Here is a 21,667-nt window from a genome sequence, read left to right as displayed (position 1 = left end):
GCGGGGCCGATCAGCCCATGTGCGGGTACGTGTAGTCGGTCGGCGGGACCAGGGTCTCCTTGATGGCGCGGGTCAGGGTCCAGCGCAGCAGGTTCTGCGGGGCGCCGGCCTTGTCGTTGGTGCCGGAGGCGCGGCCGCCGCCGAAGGGCTGCTGGCCGACGACGGCGCCGGTCGACTTGTCGTTGATGTAGAAGTTGCCGGCCGCGTAGCGCAGCTTCTCCATCGTGTACGCCGCCGCCGCGCGGTCGTTGGAGACGACCGAGCCGGTGAGGGCGTAGTCGGAGACCGACTCCATCTGCGTCAGCATCTCGTCGTACGTGTCGTCCTCGTAGACGTGTACGGCGAGGAACGGGCCGAAGTACTCGGTGCGGAACACCTCGTTCTCCGGGTCGGAGCACTCGACGACGGTCGGGCGGACGAAGTAGCCGACCGAGTCGTCGTAGCTGCCGCCCGCGACGATCGTGCAGGTCGGGTCCGCCTTGGCGCGGTCGATGGCGGCCTTGTTCTTGGCGAAGGCACGCTCGTCGATGACGGCGCCGATGAAGTTCGACAGGTCGGTGACGTCGCCCATGGTCAGGTAGTCGACCTCGGCGGCGAACTCCTCCTTGAAACCGGAGTTCCAGATGGAGGCCGGGATGTACGCCCGGGAGGTCGCCGAGCACTTCTGGCCCTGGTACTCGAAGGCACCCCGGGTCAGGGCGGTCTTCAGCACGGCGCGGTCGGCCGACGGGTGGGCGACGAGGAAGTCCTTGCCGCCGGTCTCGCCGACCAGGCGCGGGTAGGAGCGGTACTTCTCGATGTTGGCGCCGACCGTCTTCCACAGGTACTGGAAGGTCTTCGTCGAACCGGTGAAGTGGATGCCGGCGAGGTCCCGGTGCTCCAGGGCGACCTCGGAGACCTCGATGCCGTCGCCGGTGACGAGGTTGATGACGCCCTTGGGCAGCCCGGCCTCCTCCAGCAGCCGCATCAGCAGCACGGCGGCGTGGGTCTGGGTCGGGGACGGCTTCCAGACGACGACGTTGCCCATCAGCGCGGGCGCGGTGGGCAGGTTGCCCGCGATCGCCGAGAAGTTGAACGGCGTGATCGCGTAGACGAAGCCCTCAAGCGGGCGGTGGTCGAGGCGGTTCCACACGCCCGGGGAGTTCGCCGGGGGCTGCTCGGCGAGGATCTGGCGGGCGTAGTGCACATTGAAGCGCCAGAAGTCGACCAGCTCGCACGGGGTGTCGATCTCGGCCTGCTGGACGGTCTTGGACTGGCCCAGCATGGTGGAGGCGGCGATGGTCTCGCGCCACGGCCCGGCCAGCAGTTCGGCGGCGCGCAGGATGATCGCGGCGCGGTCGTCGAAGGACATGGCGCGCCAGGCCGGCGCGGCGGCGAGGGCCGCGTCGATGGCGTCCCGCGCGTCCTGGTGGGTGGCGTTGCGCAGGGTGCCGAGGACGGCCTTGTGGTTGTGCGGCTGGACGACCTGGAAGGGTTCACCGCCGCCCATCCGCCGCTCGCCGCCGATGGTCATCGGCAGGTCGATCGGGTTCTCGGCCAGCTCCTTCAGCTTGGCTTCGAGGCGCGCGCGCTCGGGCGAGCCGGGGGCATAGCCGCGCACCGGCTCGTTGACGGGGGTGGGGACCTGGGTCACAGCGTCCATGGGATCCGTAACTCCTTGTACGTGAGCGGGTGTTCGGGTTCAGCCCTTGGTGAGCATGGAGCGCACGAAGAAGCGCAGGTTGGCCGGCTTCTCCGCGAGGCGCCGCATACTGCGCCTTCCCGGGGGACGCCCCCCGGACCCCCGGCAGAAAAGACTCTGTGGATACGTCATCTCTCAACCTCGGGTGAGCATGGAGCGCACGAAGAAGCGCAGGTTGGCCGGCTTCTCCGCGAGGCGCCGCATGAAGTAGCCGTACCAGTCGGTGCCGTAGGCGGTGTAGACGCGCATGCGGTGGCCCTCGGCGGCGAGCCGCAGGTGTTCCTCGGCCCGGATGCCGTACAGCATCTGGAACTCGTACTCGTCGAGCTTGCGGCCGGCCTTGCGGGCGAGTTCCTGCGCGATGGAGATCAGGCGCGGGTCGTGGGAGCCGATCATCGGGTAGCCCTCGCCCTCCATGAGGACGCGCAGGATCCGGACGTACGCCTTGTCGATCTCGTGCTTCTGCTGGTACGCGACCTCGGCGGGCTCCTTGTACGCGCCCTTCACGAGCCGGACGCGGCTGCCGGCGGCGGCGAGGCGGCGGGCGTCGGCCTCGGTGCGGAAGAGGTAGGCCTGGATGACGCAGCCGGTCTGCGGGAAGTCCTTCCGCAGCTCCTCGTGGATGGCGAACATCGAGTCGAGGGTGGTGTGGTCCTCGGCGTCGAGCGTGACCGTCGTACCGATGGCGGCGGCGGCCTCGACGACCGGGCGGACGTTCGCGAGGGCCAGCTCGTGGCCGCCGTCCAGGGCCTGCCCGAACATGGACAGCTTCACGGACATCTCGACGCGCTCGCCGAGGTCGAGGTCCTTCAGGCGCTCGATGAGCTCCAGATAGGCGTCCCGGGCGGCGGTGGCCTGCGCGGGGGTGGTGATGTCCTCGCCGACGACGTCCATCGTCAGCTCCAGGCCCCGGCCCGTGAGCTCCTTGACGATCGGGACGATGTCGTCGACGGTCTCGCCCGGGATGAAGCGGTCGACGACCTGCTTGGTCACCGGGGCCGCCGAGATCAGGCGTCGCATCCGGTCGCTGCGCGACGCGGCGAGAATCACGGGACCCAGCACGGGGCACCTCCACAAACATGCCGTAACGGCCGCTGCCCCACGATTGGGGTACGGCACGGAGAACCACCGTGAAACCTAAGGATCCCTCCGATCGTCGACCATCGACAGCTGTCACGCATCCGTGCCGCAGATCTCAGACAGATGTATGAAGCCCTGCGGAAATGCGGGAGAATGCCCGGGTGGCGGCGGAATACAAAGGTGACTACCAGGAGCTGGTCGATGAGATCTCGGAGCTGCTGGGCGCGCCGGCGACCCTGGAGAACCGGGACTTCGAGCTGATCGCCTTCGGGGCCTACGACAGCGAGGTGGACCTCGACCCGTCGGCACTGGACCCGGTGCGCACCCGGTCGATCCTGACCCGGCGTTCCACGGCGGCGGTCCGGGCGTGGTTCGAGGGCTTCGGCATCACCCGGGCGACGGGCCCGGTGCGCATCCCGCCGACCCCGGAGGCGGGCGTCTACCGGGGACGGATCTGCCTTCCCGTACGCCATCGGAGCGTCGTGCTCGGCTATGTCTGGCTGCTGGAGGGCGAACCCGGACCGTCGCAGGCGCAGCTGACCGCCGCGATGCGGGTCGCGGCCCGGATCGGCGCGCTGCTCGCCGACGAGGTGCAGCACGGCGCCGACCTCACCCGGGAGCTGCGGGCGGTGCTGACGGCGGAGGACGGCTGGCAGCGGGACATGGCGCTGGCGGAGCTGCGCACCGCGCTCGGCCCCCGCGCCGACGGGCCGCACACGGTGGTGTGCGTGGCGCCCTGGCCGTCGGCCGACCCCGCCGACGCGCCGTCCGTACGCACACTGCCCGGCGCGACCGCGCTGTGCACGGCGCCCTGGGGGACGGCGGGACAGTGCCTCGCCGTGCTGGTGCGGCTGCGGTCGGCGGACACGGTGACCCCGGCGGTGACGGCGGCGGGCCGGCTGCTGGAGCGCGCGGGCGAACAGGGAGCGGCGGCCGGGATCTCCGGGGCGCGCACCGGGCTGGCGGAGCTGGGCGCGTCCTGGCGGGAGGCGTCGGCGGCGGCCCGTGCGGCGGGCGCCGAGCCGCGGTTCGGGCCGGTCGCCGAGTGGTCCCGCATCGGCCCGTACCGTCTGCTGACCTCGCTCGGCGCGGTCCACGACCCGGCGGTGGCCCCGCTGCTCGCCCCCGCCCACCGCGAACTGGCCCGCACGGCCGAGGTCTACCTGGACCGCGCGGGCCAGGCGGCGCGCACGGCGGCGGAGCTGGGCATCCACCGCCAGACCCTGTACTACCGGCTCTCGCGCGTGGAACAGCTCACCGGCCTGGACCTGGACGACGGGGAGGACCGCCTGCTGCTGCACATGGCACTGAAGGCGGCGCGGCTCTGAACGCCCGAAAAGAAAAAGGGGGGTTGTCACCCGAGTGTGACGGAATTTCTACCGCGTTTCCGGTGCGTCACGGTGTGTGGGCATCGATACTGGCTCGCACAGCGCGGCGGCGGGGTCGTGCCGTAACAGGGGAAACCGGGGGATGAGCCATGTCCAACGGACGGCTGGCCGCCATTGGCGTCGGCGAGTACACGACGACCGCACACCGGCGCCTCGATCACGCGGTGAGCGATGTGGAGGCCCTGTCGGAGCTGCTGGGCGAGGCGTTCGACGGGGACGTGCTGAGAAATCCCACCGAGGCGGACCTGCGGGCCTTCCTCAAGTCCGTCAAGCGGTCGCTGCCCGACGGCGGCCCCCTGGTCCTCGTCTGGAGCGGCCACGGCTTCCCCTCCCCGGCCGGACTGCGGCTGCCCGCCGCGGACAGCGGCCAGGACGCCGACGACGGGCTCGCCCTGCCGGACGTCATCGGCCCGTGCGCGCTCTCCGGCGCCAACCAGCTGCTGTTCGTCTTCGACACCTGCTTCGCCGGCGAGGCGATATCCGCCGGCGATCTCGCCACCCAGATCATGCGCGCGACCCAGGACGCACGGCAGGTGTGGGTCGGCGTGGTCACCTCGTGCCTGTCCCTGGAGACGGCCCGCGACGGCCTGTTCGGAGAACGGCTGCTCAAGATCCTGCGCTCGGGCCCGGAACTGCCCGAACTCCGAGTGCGGTGGTCCGTCCACAACAAGTACGTGCGCGGCGACGACGTCTGTGATGCCGTACTGAAGGAGTGGGGCAGCGTGGCACAGTCACCGGACTTCCAGTCCCGGGGCAACGCGTACTGGATGTTCCCCAACCCGCTCTACCGTCCCGGGGCGCCCGAGCAGGTGGTCGAGCATCTGCTGCGGGCGGCGCGCAGCGGGGCGCCGCTGAGCGAGCGGTCGTGGTTCACGGGCCGTACGGCGGAGGTGAACCAGGTCGTCGCGTGGGTCGGCGAGCGCCGGCCCGGACTGTACGTGGTCACCGGATCGGCGGGCACCGGGAAGTCGGCGATCGTCGGCCGGGTCGTCAGCCTGTCCAACCCCGACGAACGCCGGCGCCTGCTCACCGACGGACACGCGTGGCGCCACGAACTGCCCGCGGAACGCTCGGTGTCGGCGCATGTGCACGCGCGCGGGCTCACCGCGGACCTCGCGGCCGAGGCGCTGGCCGGCCAGCTGGTGCGGAGCGGGCTGCTCCAGCCGCGCGAGGACCGGCGCAACGCCAGCGAGCTGGCGGGCGAGGTGCAGCACGCCGTGGAGGACGGCGCCGAGCCGCCGGTCCTCGTCGTGGACGGCCTGGACGAGGCCCGCGGCGAGGCGTTCACCATCGCCGACGAACTGCTGACCCGGCTGGCCAAGCACGCGGTGGTGATCGTCGCCACGCGCGAGATGCAGCGCGGCGACGGCATGCTCTCGCTGGTCGCGACGCTCGCTCCGGACGGCCCCGGCGTCGACCTGGACGACGCGGACGTGCGCCGGCGCGGCCTGGCCGACCTCGCGGAGTACGTACAGCTGCGGCTCGGTGACGTGGACGCGCGCATGGACCCCGGCACCATCGCCACCCATCTCTTCGGCGCGGACTCCGCGCAGGAGGCCCAGCACACGTTCCTGCTGGCCCGGCTGGTCGCCGACCAGCTGGTCGCGGCCCCGGTGGACACCTCGGCCGGGCAGTGGTCGGCGGAGGTCAGCCACTCCGTGGAGGAGGCCCTCGACAACGACGTGGCGGCGGTCGTCCCCGCCCCGCACCGCACCGGCCCCGACGACCCGGCCCCCGCCGCACTGGCCCGCACCGTGCTGCACGCCCTGGCCTGGGGGTACGGCGCCGGCTTCCCGGAGGACGAATGGCTCGCCGTGGCGGCCGCCGAGGCACCCGACGGGGTCGAGATCACCCGGGAGGACATCGGCTGGGTGCTGAATCAGCTGGGCCGGCACATCATCCAGGACGGCGAGGGCGGACAGGCCGTCTACCGGATGGCCCACCAGAGCCTCGCCGACCACCTTCGCCCGCCCTACCGCAGCTCGGCCGAGGCGCCGTTCAACCCGGACGCGGCCCCGGTCGCCGAGGCGCTCCTCGGCCGCTACCGGGCCCTCGTCGAGGCGGGCATCCCGGCCGAGGACCCGCGCTATCTGTGGCTGTACGCCTGGCGGCACGCCGCCGAGGCCGGACTGCCCGGCTGCACGATGCTGGCCTCGCTCGTCGAGGAGGCCGAGGTGCTGCGGGCCGACCTGGCGCTCGCCGACATGGTCGTCGCCGACCGCTTCCAGCACTGGGGGCTGTGGAACGACGCCCTGCCGCTCGCCGAGGAGGCCGTCGAGCTGTACCGCGCCCTGGCGGAGGAGAACCCCGCGTACCTCACCGACCTCAGCGGCGCGCTGCACAACCTCGGCAACCGCTACAGCAACGTGGGCCGGCACGCCGAGGCGCTCCCGCCCACCGAGGAGGCGATCCGGCTGCGCCGCCCGCTCGCCGAGGCCAACCCCGCCTACCTCCCCGACCTGGCGGGCGCCCTCAACAGCCTCGGCAACCGCTACAGCGAACTCGGCCGCAACGCCGAGGCCCTGCCGCCCACCGAGGAGTCCACCGACCTCTACCGCGCCCTCGCCGAGGACAACCCGGCCTACGACCCGGACCTCGCCGGCGCCCTGAACAACCTCGGCAACCGCTACAGCGAACTCGGCCGGCACACCGAGGCCCTGGAGGCCACCGAGGAGGCCATGGAGCTGCGCCGCGCCCTGGCCGAGGACAACCCGCTGTACCTGCCCGACCTGGCGAGCGCCCTGAACAACCTCGCGGTCAGCTACAGCGACCTCGGCCGCGACGCCGAGGCGCTGCCGCCCACCGAGGAGGCCGCCGAGCTGTACCGCGTCCTCGCCGAGGACAACCCGGTCCACCTCCCCGACCTGGCCATGGCGCTGAACAACCTCGGCAACCGCTACAGCGACGTGGCCCGGCACGGCGAGGCCCTCGCGCCCGCCCAGGAGGCCGTGGACCTCTACCGCGCCCTCGCCGCCCGCAACCGCGTCCACCTCGCCGACCTCGCCATGGCCCTGAACAACCTCGGCAACCACTACAGCGAGCTCGGCCGGCTCAACGCGGCGCTGGCGCCCACCGAGGAATCCGTCGAGATCCGCCGCACCCTCGCCCAGGAGAACGCCGCCTATCTGCCCGACCTCGCGAGCAGCCTCAGCAACCTGGGCATCACCTACGGCCAGCTCGGCCGCGCCGCCGAGGCGGTCGACCACACCGAGGAGGCGGCCACGCTCTACCGGCAGCTCGCCGCGAAGAACGCCGCCTTCCTGCCCAACCTGGCCAACACCCTCAACAGCCTGGGCGTGCGCTACAGCAACCTCGGCCGCAACGGCGACTCGGTCGCCCCGACGGAGGAGGCCGTCCGGCTGCGGCGCGTCCTGGCCCAGGTCAACCCCGCGTACGTGCCCGACCTGGCCATGGCCCTGAACAACCTCGGCATCCGCTACAGCAACGTGGGCCGGCACGCGGAGGCGCTGCCGGTCGGCGAGGAGTCCGTGCGCATCTACCGGGACCTGGCCGTCGACAACCCCGTCCAGGTCCCCCGTCTGTCCAGCGCCCTCAACAACCTGGGCAATCTCTACAGTCACCTCGGCCGGTACGAGGAGGCGCTGCCGCCCACCGAGGAGTCGGTCCGGCTGCGGCGCACCCTCGCCCACGACAACCCGGTGCACCTCGGCGACCTCGCCATGGCCCTCAACAGCCTGGGCAACCGCTACAGCGACCTCGCCCGCCACGACGAGGCGCTCGACCCCGCCGAGGAGTCCGTGCGGATCTACCGCACGCTCACCGACGACAACCCCGGCCAGCTGCCCAACCTGGCCAATGCCCTCAACAACCTGGGCGTGCGCTACGGCAACGTCGGCCGGTACGCCGACGCGGCGCGGGTCGCCGAGGAGTCCGTCGGGCTCTACCGCGCCCTCACCCGGGTCAACCACGGCTTCCTCGCCAATCTCGCCATGGCCCTGAGCGGACTCGACCTGCACCGCGGCCAACTCGGCGGCTCCGCCGACGAGCTGTGGTCGGAGGTGCTCGACGACTTCCCGGCGCAGGACCGGCTCTTCCTGCTGCTGGCCCGGGCGTCCAACGCGCGGCCCGGTGACCCGCGGGCGATCGGCTGGCTGGCCGACTGCCACCGGTCGCCGGCCCTCGGCGAGTCCGGCCTGGTGACCGTGGAGCGCGCCGAGGTCCGCAGGCACCGGGCCCCCGGCCCCGAGGCGTTCGACGCCGAGTGGAAGCGGCTGACGAACGCGGCCCCGCCCGCCTGGATCGCCGTCGACCCCGCCCTGCTGGCCTCCGTCGAGGCGTGGATCGCGACCATGACCTACGAGGAGGAGAGCGCGTATCTCGCCGGGCGTCCCGAGCTGCTCTCCGCCGCGGCCGACGCCGCCGTCGAGGAGGTGCTGCTCGATGTCGACGCCGGGGAGGCCCAGCGGTACCGGAATCTGCGCGACCTGGCCAAGGAGGTGGGTGTCGAGGCCGCGTACCGCCCGTTCCTGCTCACGCTGCTGGTGCACGAGTTCGCGAACTCCGGGCCGGAGCGCCGGCGCGAACTGCTGGACACGCGGCGCGACGACCTGCTGAGCGAGACCGTCCTGGCCGTCCTGCGCGACCTGGACGCCGACCCCGACACGGAGCTGCCGGTCGAGTACGTCCAGGCGGAGGCCCTGCTGTATCTGGCGTCGGTGGACGCGGACGCGGCGGCGCTGGACGCCCTGGACGACTGGTCCCGGTTCCCCGACACGCTCGCCGCCCTCACCCGCGCGTCCGACGCGGGCGCGCTGCGGGCGATGGCGTACCTGGCCCGCACCACCGCGGCGGACGGCCGGCAGATGGCCCTCGCCGAGTTCCGGCTGGCGATCGCCGCGGCCGTCGACGGCGACGCGGGCTATGCCGAGGAGTACCTCGACATGGCCCTCTCGCACGCCCCGGAGTCCGCCCCCGCCTGGATCAACGAGCTCGCCGCGATCGCCGGCGCGCACCAGGAGGTGCTGCCCCTCATCACCCGGCTGACCGCCCACCTCACCGGCCGCGCCACCCCCGAGGAGAGCCATGGCTCCGACTGACCTGGTCGTCGTCCTGCCCGGTATCACCGGCAGCACCCTGCGCAGCCCGGACGGCCCGGTGTGGTCCCCGTCCGCCGGGGCGCTCCTCGCCGCGATCAGGACGCTGGGCCGTTCCCTCACCCGTCTGCGGCTCCCGGACGGGCTGGGCGACGAGCATCCGGGCGACGGTGTGGTCCCGGTCGGCCTCGCCTCCGACGTGCATGTCGTCCCCGGCGTCTGGACCCCGGTGAAGGGCTACGACCGTCTGCTCGCCAGGCTGCGCTCGCTGGGCTACCGCGACTGCTCCCCCGACCCCGGGGCGCCCCCCGGCAATCTGCTCGCGGTGCCCTACGACTGGCGGTTGTCCAACCGCTACACCGGCCGCCGGCTGGCCGAGGTGGTCGAGCCGGCGCTGGAGCGCTGGCGGGCGCGGGGCGGTCCGTACGCCGAGGCGCAGCTGGTCTTCGTGTGCCACTCCATGGGCGGTCTGCCGGCCCGCTGGTACATCGAGCGGTGCGGCGGCGCCGCGCACACCCGCAAGCTGATCACCTTCGGCACGCCGTACCGCGGCGCGGCCAAGGCGCTGGACCAGCTCGTCAACGGCGTCCGCAAGGGCATCGGGCCGCTGGCGCTGGACCTGACCGAGTTCGCCCGCAGCATGCCCTCGCTGCACCAGCTCCTGCCGGAGTACGCCTGTATCGAGCACGCCGGGTCGCTGGCGAAGACGACGGAGCTGGATGTACCGGGTCTGGACGCCAAGCGGGCCGCCGACGCCATGCGCTTCCACACCGAACTGCGGGACGCCGAGGCGGGCCGTCCGGCCTCCCTCACGTCGACGCACGCGATCGTCGGCATCCAGCAGAACACCTCGACCACCGCGGCCCTCGTCCCGGGCGGCGGTGTCGCCCTGCGGCGCTCCTACGGGGCCGACGTGCTGTTCGGCGACGGCACCGTCCCGATCGTCGGCGCGTGCCGCGGTGACGTCCCGATGGACAGCCCGCTGCTGCGCCGGGTGCCGGACAAGCACGGCAACATCCACCGCAACAAGGCGGCGCTGGACGAGCTGGAGGGCATCCTCACCGCCCGGGACATCTCCGTCCGCGCGCCGGATGTCGTCGCGTTGCGCCTGGACGTGCCCGAACTCCTCACCCAGGGCGAGGACTTGACCGTACGGCTGGCCACGGCCGACGGCTCCCGGGTGTCGGTGCGCGTGACGGTGAGGGACGAGCACGGCCGCCTGGAGGAGGCCCGGGTGGTCACGGCCGTCCCGGACGGGGTCGAGGCCGTCTTCGACGGCCTGCCGCCCGGCGGGCACAGCGTCGAGGCGGCGAGCGCGGCACCCGGTGGAAGCACCGCCCCGGTCGCCGCCGACACCCTGATCTGGGCGTGACCCCGGCTCAGTCGCCCTTGACGCCCTCGATCACCTGGCGCAGCCCCTCGGTGAGCTGACCGGCGCTCGGCGCGCTCTGCGGGTCGAAGGTCCACTGCGCCATGAGGCCCATCATCAGGGTCGTGTAGAAGGCGCCGAGGGTGTCGACGGTCCCGTCCTCGACGTCCTCCTCGCGCCCGCCCATGAAGAGCGGGACCATGCCGCGCGACCCCTCGCGCTGAGCCTTCGCCAAGTGCTCGGCCAGCTCGGGCAGTTGGTCCCGCATCGCCACGATCTCCACGCTGAGCCGCCACAGCGAGTCGGGCCCGCGCATGGTCTCGATGATGTTCGCCCACACCTCCTCGAAGCGTTCCAGGGAACCGGCTTCCGCGCCGATCCCGGCGACCCCGTCGAAGGCCTCGGCCATCCCCTCGACCAGTGCCACATAGGCCTGCGCGAGCAGCGCGTCCTTGGAGCCGTAGTGGTAGCCGATCGAGGCCAGGTTGGTCCCCGACTCCTTGACGATGTCGCGCGCCGTCGTGCGCGCGAAGCCCTTCGCCAGCAGGCAGCGCTTGGCGCCTTCGAGCAGATCCTCACGGTGTCCCATGCCCACCACCCTACCGCCGACCTATACGAGCGTCCTAGACGCATGACTTATACATTCGTTCTAGACAAGCGTTTAAGACGCGCGTACATTTCTCTGCATGACGAACTCGACGAGCACCACCGCCCGTGCCGGGCGCCGCGCATGGACCGCCCTCGGGGTGCTGATGCTTCCGCTGCTGCTGGTCTCGATGGACGTCTCCGTCCTCTACTTCGCCATCCCGTCGATCAGCGCGGACCTCGAACCGACCGGCACCCAGCAGCTGTGGATCTTCGACATCTACGCGTTCGTGCTGGCCGGCCTGCTGATGACGATGGGGTCGCTCGGCGACCGCATCGGCCACCGCCGACTGCTGCTGATCGGCGCCACCGCCTTCGGCGCGGCCTCACTGCTCGCGGCCTACGCGAACAGCGCCGAGACCCTGATCGCGGCCCGGGCGGTCCTCGGCGTCGGCGGCGCGACCCTGATGCCGTCGACGATGGCCCTGCTGCGCACGATGTTCACCGACCCCGGTCAGCGTGCGAAGGCGATCGGCGTGTGGTCCGGAGTGATGACGGGCGGGATCGCGCTGGGCTCGGTGATGAGCGGCGTGCTGGTCGAGTACTTCTGGTGGGGCTCGGTCTTCCTGGTCAACCTGCCGGCGATGGTCCTGCTGCTGATCCTCGGTCCGATCCTGCTGCCGGAGTCCCGCAACCCCGCCTCCGGCCGCTTCGACTGGCTGAGCGTCCCGCTGTCGATGGCCGCCGTGCTCCCCGTGATCTACGGCCTGAAGGAGATCCCGTCCGAGGGCTGGAACGTCCGGTACGTCGTCGCGATCACGGTCGGTCTGCTCTTCGCGGCCCTCTTCGTCCACCGCCAGCGCACCACGGCCACCCCGATGATCGACCCGGCCCTGTTCCGCGGCCGCGGCTTCGCCCCCTCCGTCGCCCTGAACCTCGTCTCGGCGTTCGGGATCATGGGCTCGGCGTACTTCACCACGCAGTATCTGCAGTCGGTGCTCGACAAGAGCGCGCTGGAGGCGGCCCTGTGGGCGCTGCTGCCGTCGGTGCCGATCGGGGCGGCGGCGCCGGTCGCCACGAGCCTCGTCCAGAAGGGCGTCGCCCGTGCCCGGGTCGTCACCGCGGGCTTCGTGATCGCCTCGGCCGGATTCGTCGTCCTGGCCTTCGCCGGTACGGACTCGCTGTGGCTGGTGCTGACCGCGTGCGCGGTCCTCGCCGTCGGCGGTGTCGTCGTGATGTCCCAGATCATGGACCTGGCGATGGGCGCCGTCCCGGCCGAACGAGCGGGCACCGCGTCCTCCCTGATGGAGACCGGCTCGGAGTTCGGCGGCGCGCTGGGCATGGCGCTGCTCGGCTCCATCGGTACGGCCGTCTACCGCCACGAGATGCCGGGTACGGCCCCGGACGCGGCCCGCGAGACGCTGGGCGGGGCGCTGGCGGTGTCCGATCGGGTGCCCGGCCTCGCGACGGTGGCCCGGGAGGCGTTCACCAGCGGGATGCAGGGGGCGGCGATCGGCGGGGCCGTGTTCCTGGCGGGGGCCGCGGTGCTGGCGGCGGTGATGCTGCGGGGCGTGGAGACGCGCGAGCCGGCTCAGGAGCCGGAGCCGGAGCCGGAGCCGCAGCAGGCGTAAGGCACGAGCAGAACGCCGGGTGGACCGAGAGAAACTCTCGGCCCACCCGGCGTTGTCAGGGTTCCCGCCGGCCTCAGACCAGGTTCACCGCACGAGCGGACGTCGCGCCGATCTCCTCGGCGACCTCCGTCAGCACACCGGCGGCCACCGTGTCGTCCACGGTCAGCACGGCCAGCGCCTCGCCGCCGGCCGCCGCGCGGGCGACCTGCATGCCGGCGATGTTGATGCCGGCCTCGCCGAGGATCCGGCCGACGGTGCCGACGACACCGGGACGGTCCTCGTAGCGCAGGACGACCATGTGGTCGGCGAGGGCCAGGTCGACGTCGTAGTCACCCACGGCCACGATCTTCTGGAGGTGCTTGGGGCCGGCCAGCGTGCCGGAGACCGCGACCTCCTCGCCGTTGGACAGCGTGCCGCGCACGGTGACGACGTTGCGGTGGTCGGCCGACTCCGAGCTGGTGGTCAGCCGGACCTCGACACCGCGCTCCTGGGCGAACAGCGGCGCGTTGACGTAGGACACGGTCTCGTCGACGACGTCCTCGAAGACGCCCTTGAGCGCGGACAGTTCCAGCACCTTCACGTCGTGCTGGGTGATCTCGCCGTAGACCTCGACGTCGAGGCGGACGGCCACCTCGCCGGCGAGGGCGGTGAAGATCCGGCCGAGGCGCTCGGCGAGCGGCAGGCCCGGCTTGACGTCCTCGGCGATGACACCGCCCTGCACGTTCACCGCGTCCGGGACCAGCTCACCGGCGAGCGCGAGGCGCACCGACTTGGCGACGGCGATGCCCGCCTTCTCCTGCGCCTCGTCCGTGGAGGCACCGAGGTGCGGGGTGGCCACGACCTGGTCGAACTCGAACAGCGGGGAGTCGGTGCACGGCTCCTTCGCGTACACGTCGAGGCCGGCGCCGGCGACGCGGCCCTCCTTCAGCGCCGAGTACAGCGCCTCCTCGTCGACGATGCCACCGCGCGCGGCGTTGACGATGCGCACGCTGGGCTTGACCTTGCGCAGCGCCTCGTCGCCGATGAGACCGACGGTCTCGGGCGTCTTGGGCAGGTGGACGGTGATGAAGTCGGAGACCTCCAGGAGCTCGTCCAGGGAGAGCACCTTGACGCCCATCTGGGCCGCGCGCGCGGGCTGCACATAGGGGTCGTAGGCGACGACCTTCATGCCGAAGCCGGACATGCGCTGGGCGACGAGCGCGCCGATGCGGCCGAGGCCGACGACACCGAGGGTCTTCTCGGCCAGCTCCACGCCCGTGTACTTGCTGCGCTTCCACTCGCCGTTCTTCAGCGCGGCGTTGGCCTGCGGGATGTGGCGGGCGGTGGCGAGAAGCAGACCGCAGGCCAGCTCGGCGGCGGTCACGATGTTGGAGGTGGGGGCGTTGACGACCATCACGCCGGCCTTGGTGGCGGCGGAGACGTCGACGTTGTCCAGGCCGACGCCGGCTCGCGCGACGACCTTCAGCTTGTTCGCGGCGGCGATGGCCTCGGCGTCGACCTTGGTGGCCGAGCGGATCAGGATCGCGTCGACGTCGGCGATGGCGGGCAGCAGTTCGGCGCGGTCCGCGCCGTTGCAGTGCCGGATCTCGAAGTCCGGGCCAAGCGCGTCCACGGTCGCGGGCGACAGCTCTTCAGCGATGAGTACGACAGGTTTCGAGCTCACGTGAGGTCCTCACAAGTCCAAAGCATGCGGACGGCCGTCCCGACGGCCGCAGGCGGAGGAGGGGCTAGCCGCGGTAGACGCACGACGCTGTGGGCCTGACGCGTGTTGTTGTGCGCCAGTGTAGTGGCGCGACGGGGCGCGTCCTGCGCCCCTTCGGAAGGATCACCCTTCCGTGGTCCTACAGGTTGGACAAAGGGGCCGGAGCAGTCCGCCCCGGCCCCTCGCCCGGAGGCTCACGCCTCCTCGTCGACCCAGCTCATCAGCTTGCGCAGCTGCTTGCCGGTGGTCTCCAGCAGGTGCTCGGAGTCCTGCTGCTTGTACTCGTTGTACTTCTTCAGACCGCCGTGGTACTCGGCCATCCACTCACGGGCGAAGGTGCCGTCCTGGATCTCGGCGAGGACCTTCTTCATCTCGGCCTTGGTGGCGTCGGTGATGATGCGCGGGCCGGTGACGTAGTCGCCCCACTCGGCGGTCTCGGAGACGGACCAGCGCATCTTCTCCAGGCCGCCCTCGTACATGAGGTCCACGATCAGCTTCAGCTCGTGCAGGCACTCGAAGTAGGCGATCTCCGGCTGGTAGCCCGCCTCGACCAGGGTCTCGAAGCCGGCCTTGACCAGGGCGGCGGTGCCACCGCACAGGACGGCCTGCTCACCGAACAGGTCGGTCTCGGTCTCCTCGGTGAAGGTCGTCTTGATGACGCCGGCGCGGGTGCCGCCGATGCCCTTGGCGTACGACAGGGCGAGCGCGAAGGCGTTGCCCGTGGCGTCCTGCTCGACGGCGGCGATGCAGGGAACGCCGCGGCCCTCCTCGTACTGGCGGCGGACCAGGTGGCCCGGGCCCTTGGGGGCGACCATGCAGACGTCGACGCCTACCGGCGGCTTGATGAAGTCGAAGCGGATGTTCAGGCCGTGGCCGAAGAACAGCGCGTCGCCGTCCTTGAGGTTGTCCTTGATGGACTCCTCGTAGACCTGGGCCTGGATCGGGTCCGGGACGAGGATCATGATGACGTCGGCCTCGGCGGCCGCCTCGGCCGGGGTCACCACGCGCAGGCCCTGCTCCTCGGCCTTGGCCTTGGACTTGGAGCCCTCGTGCAGACCGACGCGGACGTCGACACCCGAGTCGCGGAGCGACAGCGCGTGGGCGTGGCCCTGGCTGCCGTACCCGATGACCGCGACCTTGCGGCCCTGGATGATGGACAGGTCGGCGTCGGCGTCGTAGAACAGCTCGGCCACTTTGGGTTCTCTCCTTGAGTGCAGGTGTTGCGTCCCACCGTATGACGGCGGGGTGAGGTGACGTTTCGGGGTCTCGCCATACGGGCGGCCGGGACCGCCCGTATGCCGGGTCAGGCGCTTCGGTCGAGCGCGCGCAGCGAGCGGTCCGTGATCGAACGGGCGCCGCGGCCGATCGCGATCGTGCCGGACTGGACCAGCTCCTTGATGCCGTACGGCTCCAGCATCTTGAGCATGGCGGACAGCTTGTCGCTGCTGCCGGTGGCCTCGATGGTCACGGCCTCCGGGGAGACGTCCACGGTCTTGGCACGGAACAGCTGGACGATCTCGACGATCTGGGAGCGGGTCTCGTTGTCGGCCCGCACCTTCACCAGAACGAGTTCACGCTGGACGGCCTGTGACGGCTCCAGTTCGACGATCTTCAGCACGTTGACGAGCTTGTTGAGCTGCTTGGTGACCTGTTCGAGGGGCAGGTCCTCGACGTTCACCACGATGGTGATGCGGGAGATGTCGGGGTGCTCGGTGACACCGACCGCGAGCGAGTCGATGTTGAAGCCGCGGCGGGAGAACAGCGCGGCGATCCGGGCCAGGATGCCCGGCGTGTTCTCCACCAGGACCGAGAGCGTGTGCTTGGACATTTTCTTCTACGTCTCTCTCGCTCAGTCGTCTTCGTTGTCGCCGAAGTCGGGGCGGACGTCCCGGGCGGCCATGATCTCGTCGTTGGAGGTGCCGGCGGCGACCATCGGCCACACCATGGCGTCCTCGTGGACGATGAAGTCGACGACGACGGGGCGGTCGTTGATGGAGTTCGCCTCCTCGATGACCTTGTCCAGGTCGTCGGGGGACTCGCAGCGGATCGCGTAGCAGCCCATGGCCTCGGACAGCTTCACGAAGTCGGGGACGCGGGTGCCCCTGGCCTCCGGGTTGACGTCGTTCGGGCCGGAGTGCAGCACGGTGTTGGAGTAACGCTGGTTGTAGAACAGCGTCTGCCACTGGCGGACCATGCCGAGGGCGCCGTTGTTGATGACCGCGACCTTGATCGGGATGCCGTTCAGGGCGCAGGTGGTGAGTTCCTGATTGGTCATCTGGAAGCAGCCGTCGCCGTCGATCGCCCAGACCGTCCGGTCCGGCGCGCCGGCCTTGGCGCCCATCGCGGCCGGGACCGCGTAGCCCATGGTGCCCGCGCCGCCGGAGTTGAGCCAGGTGGCGGGCCGGTCGTACCGGATGAAGTGGGCGGCCCACATCTGGTGCTGGCCGACGCCGGCCGCGAAGATCGTGCCCTCCGGGGCGAGTTGGCCGATGCGCTCGATGACCGCTTGCGGGGAGAGCGAGCCGTCCTCGGGCTGGTCGTAGCCCAGCGGGTAAGTCTCGCGCCACCGCTTGAGGTCGTTCCACCAGGCGCTGTAGTCACCCTGGTGACCCTCGCTGTGCTCCTTCTGCACCGCCTGGATCAGATCGGCGATGACCTCGCGGGCGTCGCCGACGATCGGCACGTCGGCCTCGCGGTTCTTGCCGATCTCCGCCGGGTCGATGTCCGCGTGGACGATCTTGGCGTACGGCGCGAAGCTGTCGAGCTTGCCGGTGACGCGGTCGTCGAAGCGGGCGCCGAGGGCGACGATCAGGTCGGCCTTCTGCAGGGCGGTGACGGCGGCCACCGAGCCGTGCATCCCGGGCATGCCCAGGTGCTGCGGGTGGCTGTCGGGGAACGCGCCGAGCGCCATCAGGGTGGTGGTGACCGGCGCGCCGGTCAGCTCGGCCAGGACCTTCAGCTCGGCGGTCGCCTTCGCCTTCAGGACACCGCCGCCGACGTAGAGCACGGGCCGCTTGGCGGAGGTGATCAGCTTGGCGGCCTCGCGGATCTGCTTGGCGTGCGGCTTGGTCACCGGGCGGTAGCCGGGCAGGTCCATGACGGGCGGCCAGGAGAAGGTGGTCCTCGCCTGGAGCGCGTCCTTGGCGATGTCGACCAGGACCGGGCCGGGGCGGCCGGTGGAGGCGATGTGGAACGCCTGCGCGATGGTCCGCGGGATGTCCTCGGCCTTGGTGACCAGGAAGTTGTGCTTGGTGATCGGCATGGTGATGCCGACGATGTCCGCCTCCTGGAAGGCGTCCGTACCGATCGCCTTGGAGGCCACCTGCCCGGTGATCGCCACGAGCGGCACCGAGTCCATGTGGGCGTCCGCGATCGGGGTGACCAGGTTGGTCGCGCCCGGTCCGGAGGTCGCCATGCAGACGCCGACCCGGCCGGTGGCCTGCGCGTAACCGGTGGCCGCGTGGCCGGCGCCCTGCTCGTGGCGGACCAGGACGTGGCGCACCCGGGTCGAGTCCATCAGCGGGTCGTAGGCGGGAAGGATGGCACCACCGGGGATACCGAATACCGTGTCGGCGCCGACCTCCTCGAGAGAGCGGATGAGGGACTGCGCGCCCGTGACGTGCTCGACGGGAGCGGAGTGCTGTCCTCCGGATCGGGGCCGCGGCTGCGGATGAGCCCCGGGGGCCTGCTCGGTCATCGGCATTCTCTTCTCGATGCTGAGGGTCTGTGCGAGGGTTTTTCTCAGGTTTTATACGAACTGCGGCTGTTGTACAGATGGCGCCTGTGCAACAAAAAACCCCCCGTGCCAAAAGGCAAGCGAGGGGAGCGCGCCGGGAGTGGTCGCTGGGAGTTCCGGGTCCGTCCGGATGTCACCAGCTTCAGCCGACGCGCTTTCCAAGTACGAGAATTCGGGTGCGCATGGCACTGACCCTCCCCCCGGCACGCACCCACTGTCAAGTGGGTGGGACGGGGGTCTCATTATGTGAGCGAAGGGTCGTCGCGCCACCAAGGGTTCCGCCTCCCAGCACTGCGGTCACACCCCCTGTGTACACCCCGGAACCCCCGCCCGCGAACGCCGGTTCGGCCGGTCCGTGGGGCACCGGATAATGACCGGAAGTGAGCGCCCGGCGCAGCCGGTACTCGTCCAGCGGACCGGAGAAGGCCATGCCCTGCCCATGGGTGCAGCCCATCGCGCGCAGGGCGACGACCTGCTCGGGCAGATCCACCCCCTCGGCCACGGACTGCAGCCCGAGGTCGGTGGCGATCCTGAGCAGCCCACTGGTGATCTTGTGCAGCCGGGCGGACTCGACGACCCCCTCGACCAGACCGCGGTCGAGCTTGAGGACGTCGACGGGAAGCCTTCTGAGCGCGGTGACGGCCGCGTACCCGCTGCCGAAGCCGTCGAGCGCGATCCGTACGCCGAGGCGGCGCAGGGCGGCCAGGCGGCGCTCCAGCTCGTCCAGCGAGACGCGCGGTTCGATGTCCGACAGCTCGACGAGCAGCGATCCTGACGGCAGCCCGTGCCGGGTGAGCAGGGCCTCGATCGAGCCGAGCGGCATCGACCGGTCCAGCAGCCGGCGCGCGCTCATCCGGACGGACACCGGCACGGCGAGCCCGGTCGCGGTGCGCTCGGCGGCCCGCTCGACGGCCTCCTCCAGGACCCAGCGGCCCAGTTCCTGCGTTCTGTCGCTGTCCTCGGCGACCCGCAGGAACTCGGCCGGGGTGAACAGCACGCCCTGGGAGGAGCGCCAGCGGGCCTGGGCGGCGACCGACGCGATCCGGCCGTCCGCCAGCCGCACCACGGGCTGGTGCAGCAGCGTGAACTCTCCGTCGTGCAGCGCGGCACGCAGCCGGGTGGCCAGTTCCGCCTTGCGGACGACGTCCTGCTGCATGTGCGGCTTGTACAGCTCGACCCGGCCCTTGCCGGCCGCCTTGGCCCGGTACATCGCGAGGTCGGCGTTGCGCAGGAGCTCGCCCGCGCCGAGGCCGGGCTCGGCGAAGGCCACACCGATGGACGCGGCGACCCGGACCTCGTTGCCATCGATGTCGTAGGGCTGCGAGAGGGTGACCCTGAGGCGGTCGGCGAGCTCCAGGATGTGCCCCTCACGGGCGGCGCGGTCACGGGTGGTGTCGCCGACGATCAGGGCCGCGAACTCGTCGCCGCCCAGCCGGGAGGCGGTGTCGCCCTTGCGGACCGCGTCGTGGAGCCGGCGCGCGGCCTGGACGAGCAGTTCGTCCCCGGCCTGGTGCCCGATCGTGTCGTTGACGGCCTTGAAGCCGTCGAGGTCGATGAAGAGGACGGCGGTGTTCCGCAGGGCGGTGCCCCGGTCGGAGCTGCGCCGCCCGGACAGGGCCTGCTGGACGCGCCGGGTGAACAGGGCGCGGTTGGGCAGGTCGGTGAGCGGGTCGTGTTCGGCGTTGTGCTGGAGCTGCGCCTGGAGGCGCACGCGCTCGGTCACGTCCCGGCTGTTGAAGATGAGGCCGCCGTGATGGCGGTTCACGGTCGACTCGACGTTCAGCCAGCCGCCGTCGCCCGAGCGGAAGCGGCACTCGATGCGCGTAGTGGGTTCGTCGAGGGGGCTGGCGGCGAGAAAGCGGCGCACCTCGTGCACGACGCAGCCCAGGTCCTCCGGGTGGATGATGGCGGCCAGTTCCTTGCCCACCAGCTCCTCCGCCGGGCAGCCGTAGACACCGGCGGCGGCCGGGGAGACGTAGCGCAGGACGCCGCTGGGGGCGGCGATCATGATGACGTCGCTGGAGCCCTGCACCAGGGAGCGGAAGTGGTTCTCCTGCTGGGCCAGCTCCTGGGTGAGGGTGATGTTGTCGAGCAGCATGATGCCCTGGCGCATGACGAGGGCGAGGACGACAGTGCCGGCCGTCAGGAGCACCACGCGGTCGACGTCGCGTCCGTTGAGGACGTTGTAGAGGATGCCCAGGGTGCAGACGGCGGCGGCGAGATACGGGGTCAGGGCGGCGAGGGAGCCGGTGATCGGGCGGGTGGCCGCGTACCGGGTGTGGTCGCCGGCCTGTGCGGCGGCGCTGTGCGCGGTGTGCGCGGCGGTCGGGTGCGCGGCGGAGCCGGGTGCCGCCGGGACAGGCGGGACCGGTGGGTGGTGGTGCGGGCCGGAGCGCTGGCCCGGCAGGTGCTCGTGCACCACGCGCGTGTGCACCTCGGGTTCGCCCGGCCCGTGCCGGCGGGGCGCGGCCCAGGGGGCGTAGGCGAGGAGCAGCGAGCCGGCGAACCAGCCCGCGTCGAGCAGCTGGCCGGAGCGGTAGTTGTTGTGCAGCAGCGGCGAGGTGAACAGGGCGTCGCACATCACCGTGAGGGCGAGGGCGCCGATCGCGGTGTTGACGGCGGACCGGTTGACCGACGACCGGCGGAAGTGCAGCACCAGCACCATGCTCACCAGGGCGATGTCCAGCAGCGGGTACGCCAGGGAGAGCGCGGCGTGCGCGACGCTCGGCCCGTCGAACTTGGCGGCCTGGGCGAGCGCCAGGCTCCACGACAGGGTGAGCAGCGAGCCGGCGATCAGCCAGGCGTCCAGCGCGAGACAGACCCAGCCCGCCTTGGTCACCGGCCGGGTGGCGAGCACCAGCAGGCCGACGATGGCGGGCGGCGCGAAGCACAGGAAGAACAGGTCGGCGTAGGAGGGGCTGGGCACGGGCCGCTGGAGCACGACCTCGTACCACCCCCAGACGCCGTTGCCGAGGGCGGCCATCGCCGAGGAGAGGGCGAACAGCAGCCAGGCGGGACGGAAGCGGACGCGGCGGGTGCGCGCGTAGAGGAAGCACGAGACGGCCGCGGTGCCCGCCGCGGCGCTCAATCCGAAGTCGCCCATGATCAGGGCGAGTTCGTCCGTACCCCAGCCGAGCGCGGAACCGACGGCGTATCCCGCGCACACCAGGGCCAGCAGCAGTTGGCGGACCAGGCCCGAGCCGGCGGCCCCGGAGGGCTGCGGTCCGGCCGGGGCCGGCCCCGTCGGAGGCTGCGCCCGCAGCGCTCCGTCGAGGACGGTCGTGGAGGTCGTCGGCGAGGTCACCGGGGCCTCCCGGTCCGCACCGGCCCCGGCTCCCGCCGGTCCTGGTGCGCTGGGTGGACGTGCCTTCTGCGGCCGCCGTGCCTGCGGTGGTGATGGCTGTGATGAGCGCTGTGGCCGCGTCTGCGCGCGGCAGTGCG

The 21,667-nt window shown here is 71.5% G+C and carries 12 protein-coding genes; 4 read left to right on the top strand and 8 right to left on the bottom strand.

Going from position 1 to position 21,667, the window contains the following annotated elements; all coding sequences use genetic code 11:
• Positions 1 to 10 precede the first annotated feature (10 nt).
• Complete coding sequence (gene pruA, locus ACZ5NW_RS18675) at positions 11 to 1,642, bottom strand: L-glutamate gamma-semialdehyde dehydrogenase (RefSeq protein WP_468744924.1); 1,632 nt, start codon at positions 1,640 to 1,642, stop codon at positions 11 to 13.
• A 174-nt stretch (positions 1,643 to 1,816) separates the two neighbouring features.
• A complete protein-coding gene (locus tag ACZ5NW_RS18670; protein WP_468744923.1) occupies positions 1,817 to 2,743 on the bottom strand; it encodes a proline dehydrogenase family protein in 927 nt (308 codons plus the stop codon).
• Between the two features lie 161 nt (positions 2,744 to 2,904).
• Here ACZ5NW_RS18670 and ACZ5NW_RS18665 point away from each other — a divergent pair, with 161 nt between their 5' ends.
• The 3 genes from ACZ5NW_RS18665 to ACZ5NW_RS18655 all read left to right on the top strand — a co-directional run bounded on the left by ACZ5NW_RS18665 (position 2,905) and on the right by ACZ5NW_RS18655 (position 10,575).
• Entirely contained in the window at positions 2,905 to 4,089 is a 1,185-nt protein-coding gene (locus tag ACZ5NW_RS18665; protein ID WP_468744922.1) for a PucR family transcriptional regulator, read from the top strand.
• Positions 4,090 to 4,238: 149 nt separating this feature from the next.
• Positions 4,239 to 9,206, top strand: a complete 4,968-nt coding sequence (locus ACZ5NW_RS18660) for a tetratricopeptide repeat protein (RefSeq protein WP_468744921.1) — start codon at positions 4,239 to 4,241, stop codon at positions 9,204 to 9,206.
• Positions 9,193 to 10,575: an esterase/lipase family protein gene (locus ACZ5NW_RS18655; RefSeq protein WP_468744920.1), complete on the top strand. Its 1,383-nt coding sequence runs from the start codon at positions 9,193 to 9,195 to the stop codon at positions 10,573 to 10,575. The genes ACZ5NW_RS18660 and ACZ5NW_RS18655 overlap by 14 nt, the downstream gene beginning before the upstream one ends.
• Before the next feature lie 7 nt (positions 10,576 to 10,582).
• On the opposite strand, the gene ACZ5NW_RS18650 is transcribed toward ACZ5NW_RS18655, so the two are convergent.
• Positions 10,583 to 11,161 carry a TetR/AcrR family transcriptional regulator gene (locus ACZ5NW_RS18650; RefSeq protein WP_468744919.1) on the bottom strand — a complete coding sequence of 193 codons (579 nt, stop codon included), beginning with the start codon at positions 11,159 to 11,161 and terminating at the stop codon, positions 10,583 to 10,585.
• A 97-nt stretch (positions 11,162 to 11,258) separates the two neighbouring features.
• Between ACZ5NW_RS18650 and ACZ5NW_RS18645 the strand changes: the two genes are divergently transcribed.
• The gene (locus ACZ5NW_RS18645) at positions 11,259 to 12,788 is read left to right on the top strand and encodes an MFS transporter (protein WP_468744918.1); all 1,530 of its coding nucleotides are present in this window, start codon (positions 11,259 to 11,261) and stop codon (positions 12,786 to 12,788) included.
• Between the two features lie 73 nt (positions 12,789 to 12,861).
• Here ACZ5NW_RS18645 and serA read toward each other — a convergent pair whose 3' ends face one another.
• The 5 genes from serA to ACZ5NW_RS18620 form a co-directional block, all read right to left on the bottom strand.
• Positions 12,862 to 14,451, bottom strand: a complete 1,590-nt coding sequence (gene serA, locus ACZ5NW_RS18640; RefSeq protein WP_468744917.1) for a phosphoglycerate dehydrogenase — start codon at positions 14,449 to 14,451, stop codon at positions 12,862 to 12,864.
• A 233-nt stretch (positions 14,452 to 14,684) separates the two neighbouring features.
• Positions 14,685 to 15,683, bottom strand: a complete 999-nt coding sequence (gene ilvC, locus ACZ5NW_RS18635; RefSeq protein ID WP_468744916.1) for a ketol-acid reductoisomerase — start codon at positions 15,681 to 15,683, stop codon at positions 14,685 to 14,687.
• Positions 15,684 to 15,793: 110 nt separating this feature from the next.
• A complete protein-coding gene (gene ilvN / locus ACZ5NW_RS18630) occupies positions 15,794 to 16,318 on the bottom strand; it encodes an acetolactate synthase small subunit (RefSeq protein WP_166002432.1) in 525 nt (174 codons plus the stop codon).
• 21 nt (positions 16,319 to 16,339) lie between these two features.
• Positions 16,340 to 18,187 carry an acetolactate synthase large subunit gene (locus tag ACZ5NW_RS18625; RefSeq protein ID WP_468744915.1) on the bottom strand — a complete coding sequence of 616 codons (1,848 nt, stop codon included), beginning with the start codon at positions 18,185 to 18,187 and terminating at the stop codon, positions 16,340 to 16,342.
• A 256-nt stretch (positions 18,188 to 18,443) separates the two neighbouring features.
• Positions 18,444 to 21,530 (bottom strand): putative bifunctional diguanylate cyclase/phosphodiesterase, encoded by a 3,087-nt coding sequence (locus tag ACZ5NW_RS18620; protein ID WP_468744914.1) that lies wholly within the window; start codon positions 21,528 to 21,530, stop codon positions 18,444 to 18,446.
• Between the last annotated feature and the right edge of the window lie 137 nt (positions 21,531 to 21,667).

It is taken from the genome of Streptomyces sp. NPDC032126 (genome assembly GCF_055580085.1).
The sequence above is the reverse complement of the archived record's forward strand: the minus strand, read 5'-3'. Positions and strand labels throughout refer to the sequence as shown.

Excerpts from the sequence above, each read along its gene's own strand:
- pruA (WP_468744924.1), bottom strand. The coding sequence starts at position 1,642 with ATGGACGCTGTGACCCAGGTCCCCACCCCCGTCAACGAGCCGGTGCGC.
- ACZ5NW_RS18665 (WP_468744922.1), top strand. The coding sequence starts at position 2,905 with ATGCGGGAGAATGCCCGGGTGGCGGCGGAATACAAAGGTGACTACCAG.
- ACZ5NW_RS18660 (WP_468744921.1), top strand. The coding sequence starts at position 4,239 with ATGTCCAACGGACGGCTGGCCGCCATTGGCGTCGGCGAGTACACGACG.
- ACZ5NW_RS18655 (WP_468744920.1), top strand. The coding sequence starts at position 9,193 with ATGGCTCCGACTGACCTGGTCGTCGTCCTGCCCGGTATCACCGGCAGC.
- ACZ5NW_RS18650 (WP_468744919.1), bottom strand. The coding sequence starts at position 11,161 with ATGGGACACCGTGAGGATCTGCTCGAAGGCGCCAAGCGCTGCCTGCTG.
- ACZ5NW_RS18645 (WP_468744918.1), top strand. The coding sequence starts at position 11,259 with ATGACGAACTCGACGAGCACCACCGCCCGTGCCGGGCGCCGCGCATGG.
- ilvN (WP_166002432.1), bottom strand. The coding sequence starts at position 16,318 with ATGTCCAAGCACACGCTCTCGGTCCTGGTGGAGAACACGCCGGGCATC.
- ACZ5NW_RS18625 (WP_468744915.1), bottom strand. The coding sequence starts at position 18,187 with ATGACCGAGCAGGCCCCCGGGGCTCATCCGCAGCCGCGGCCCCGATCC.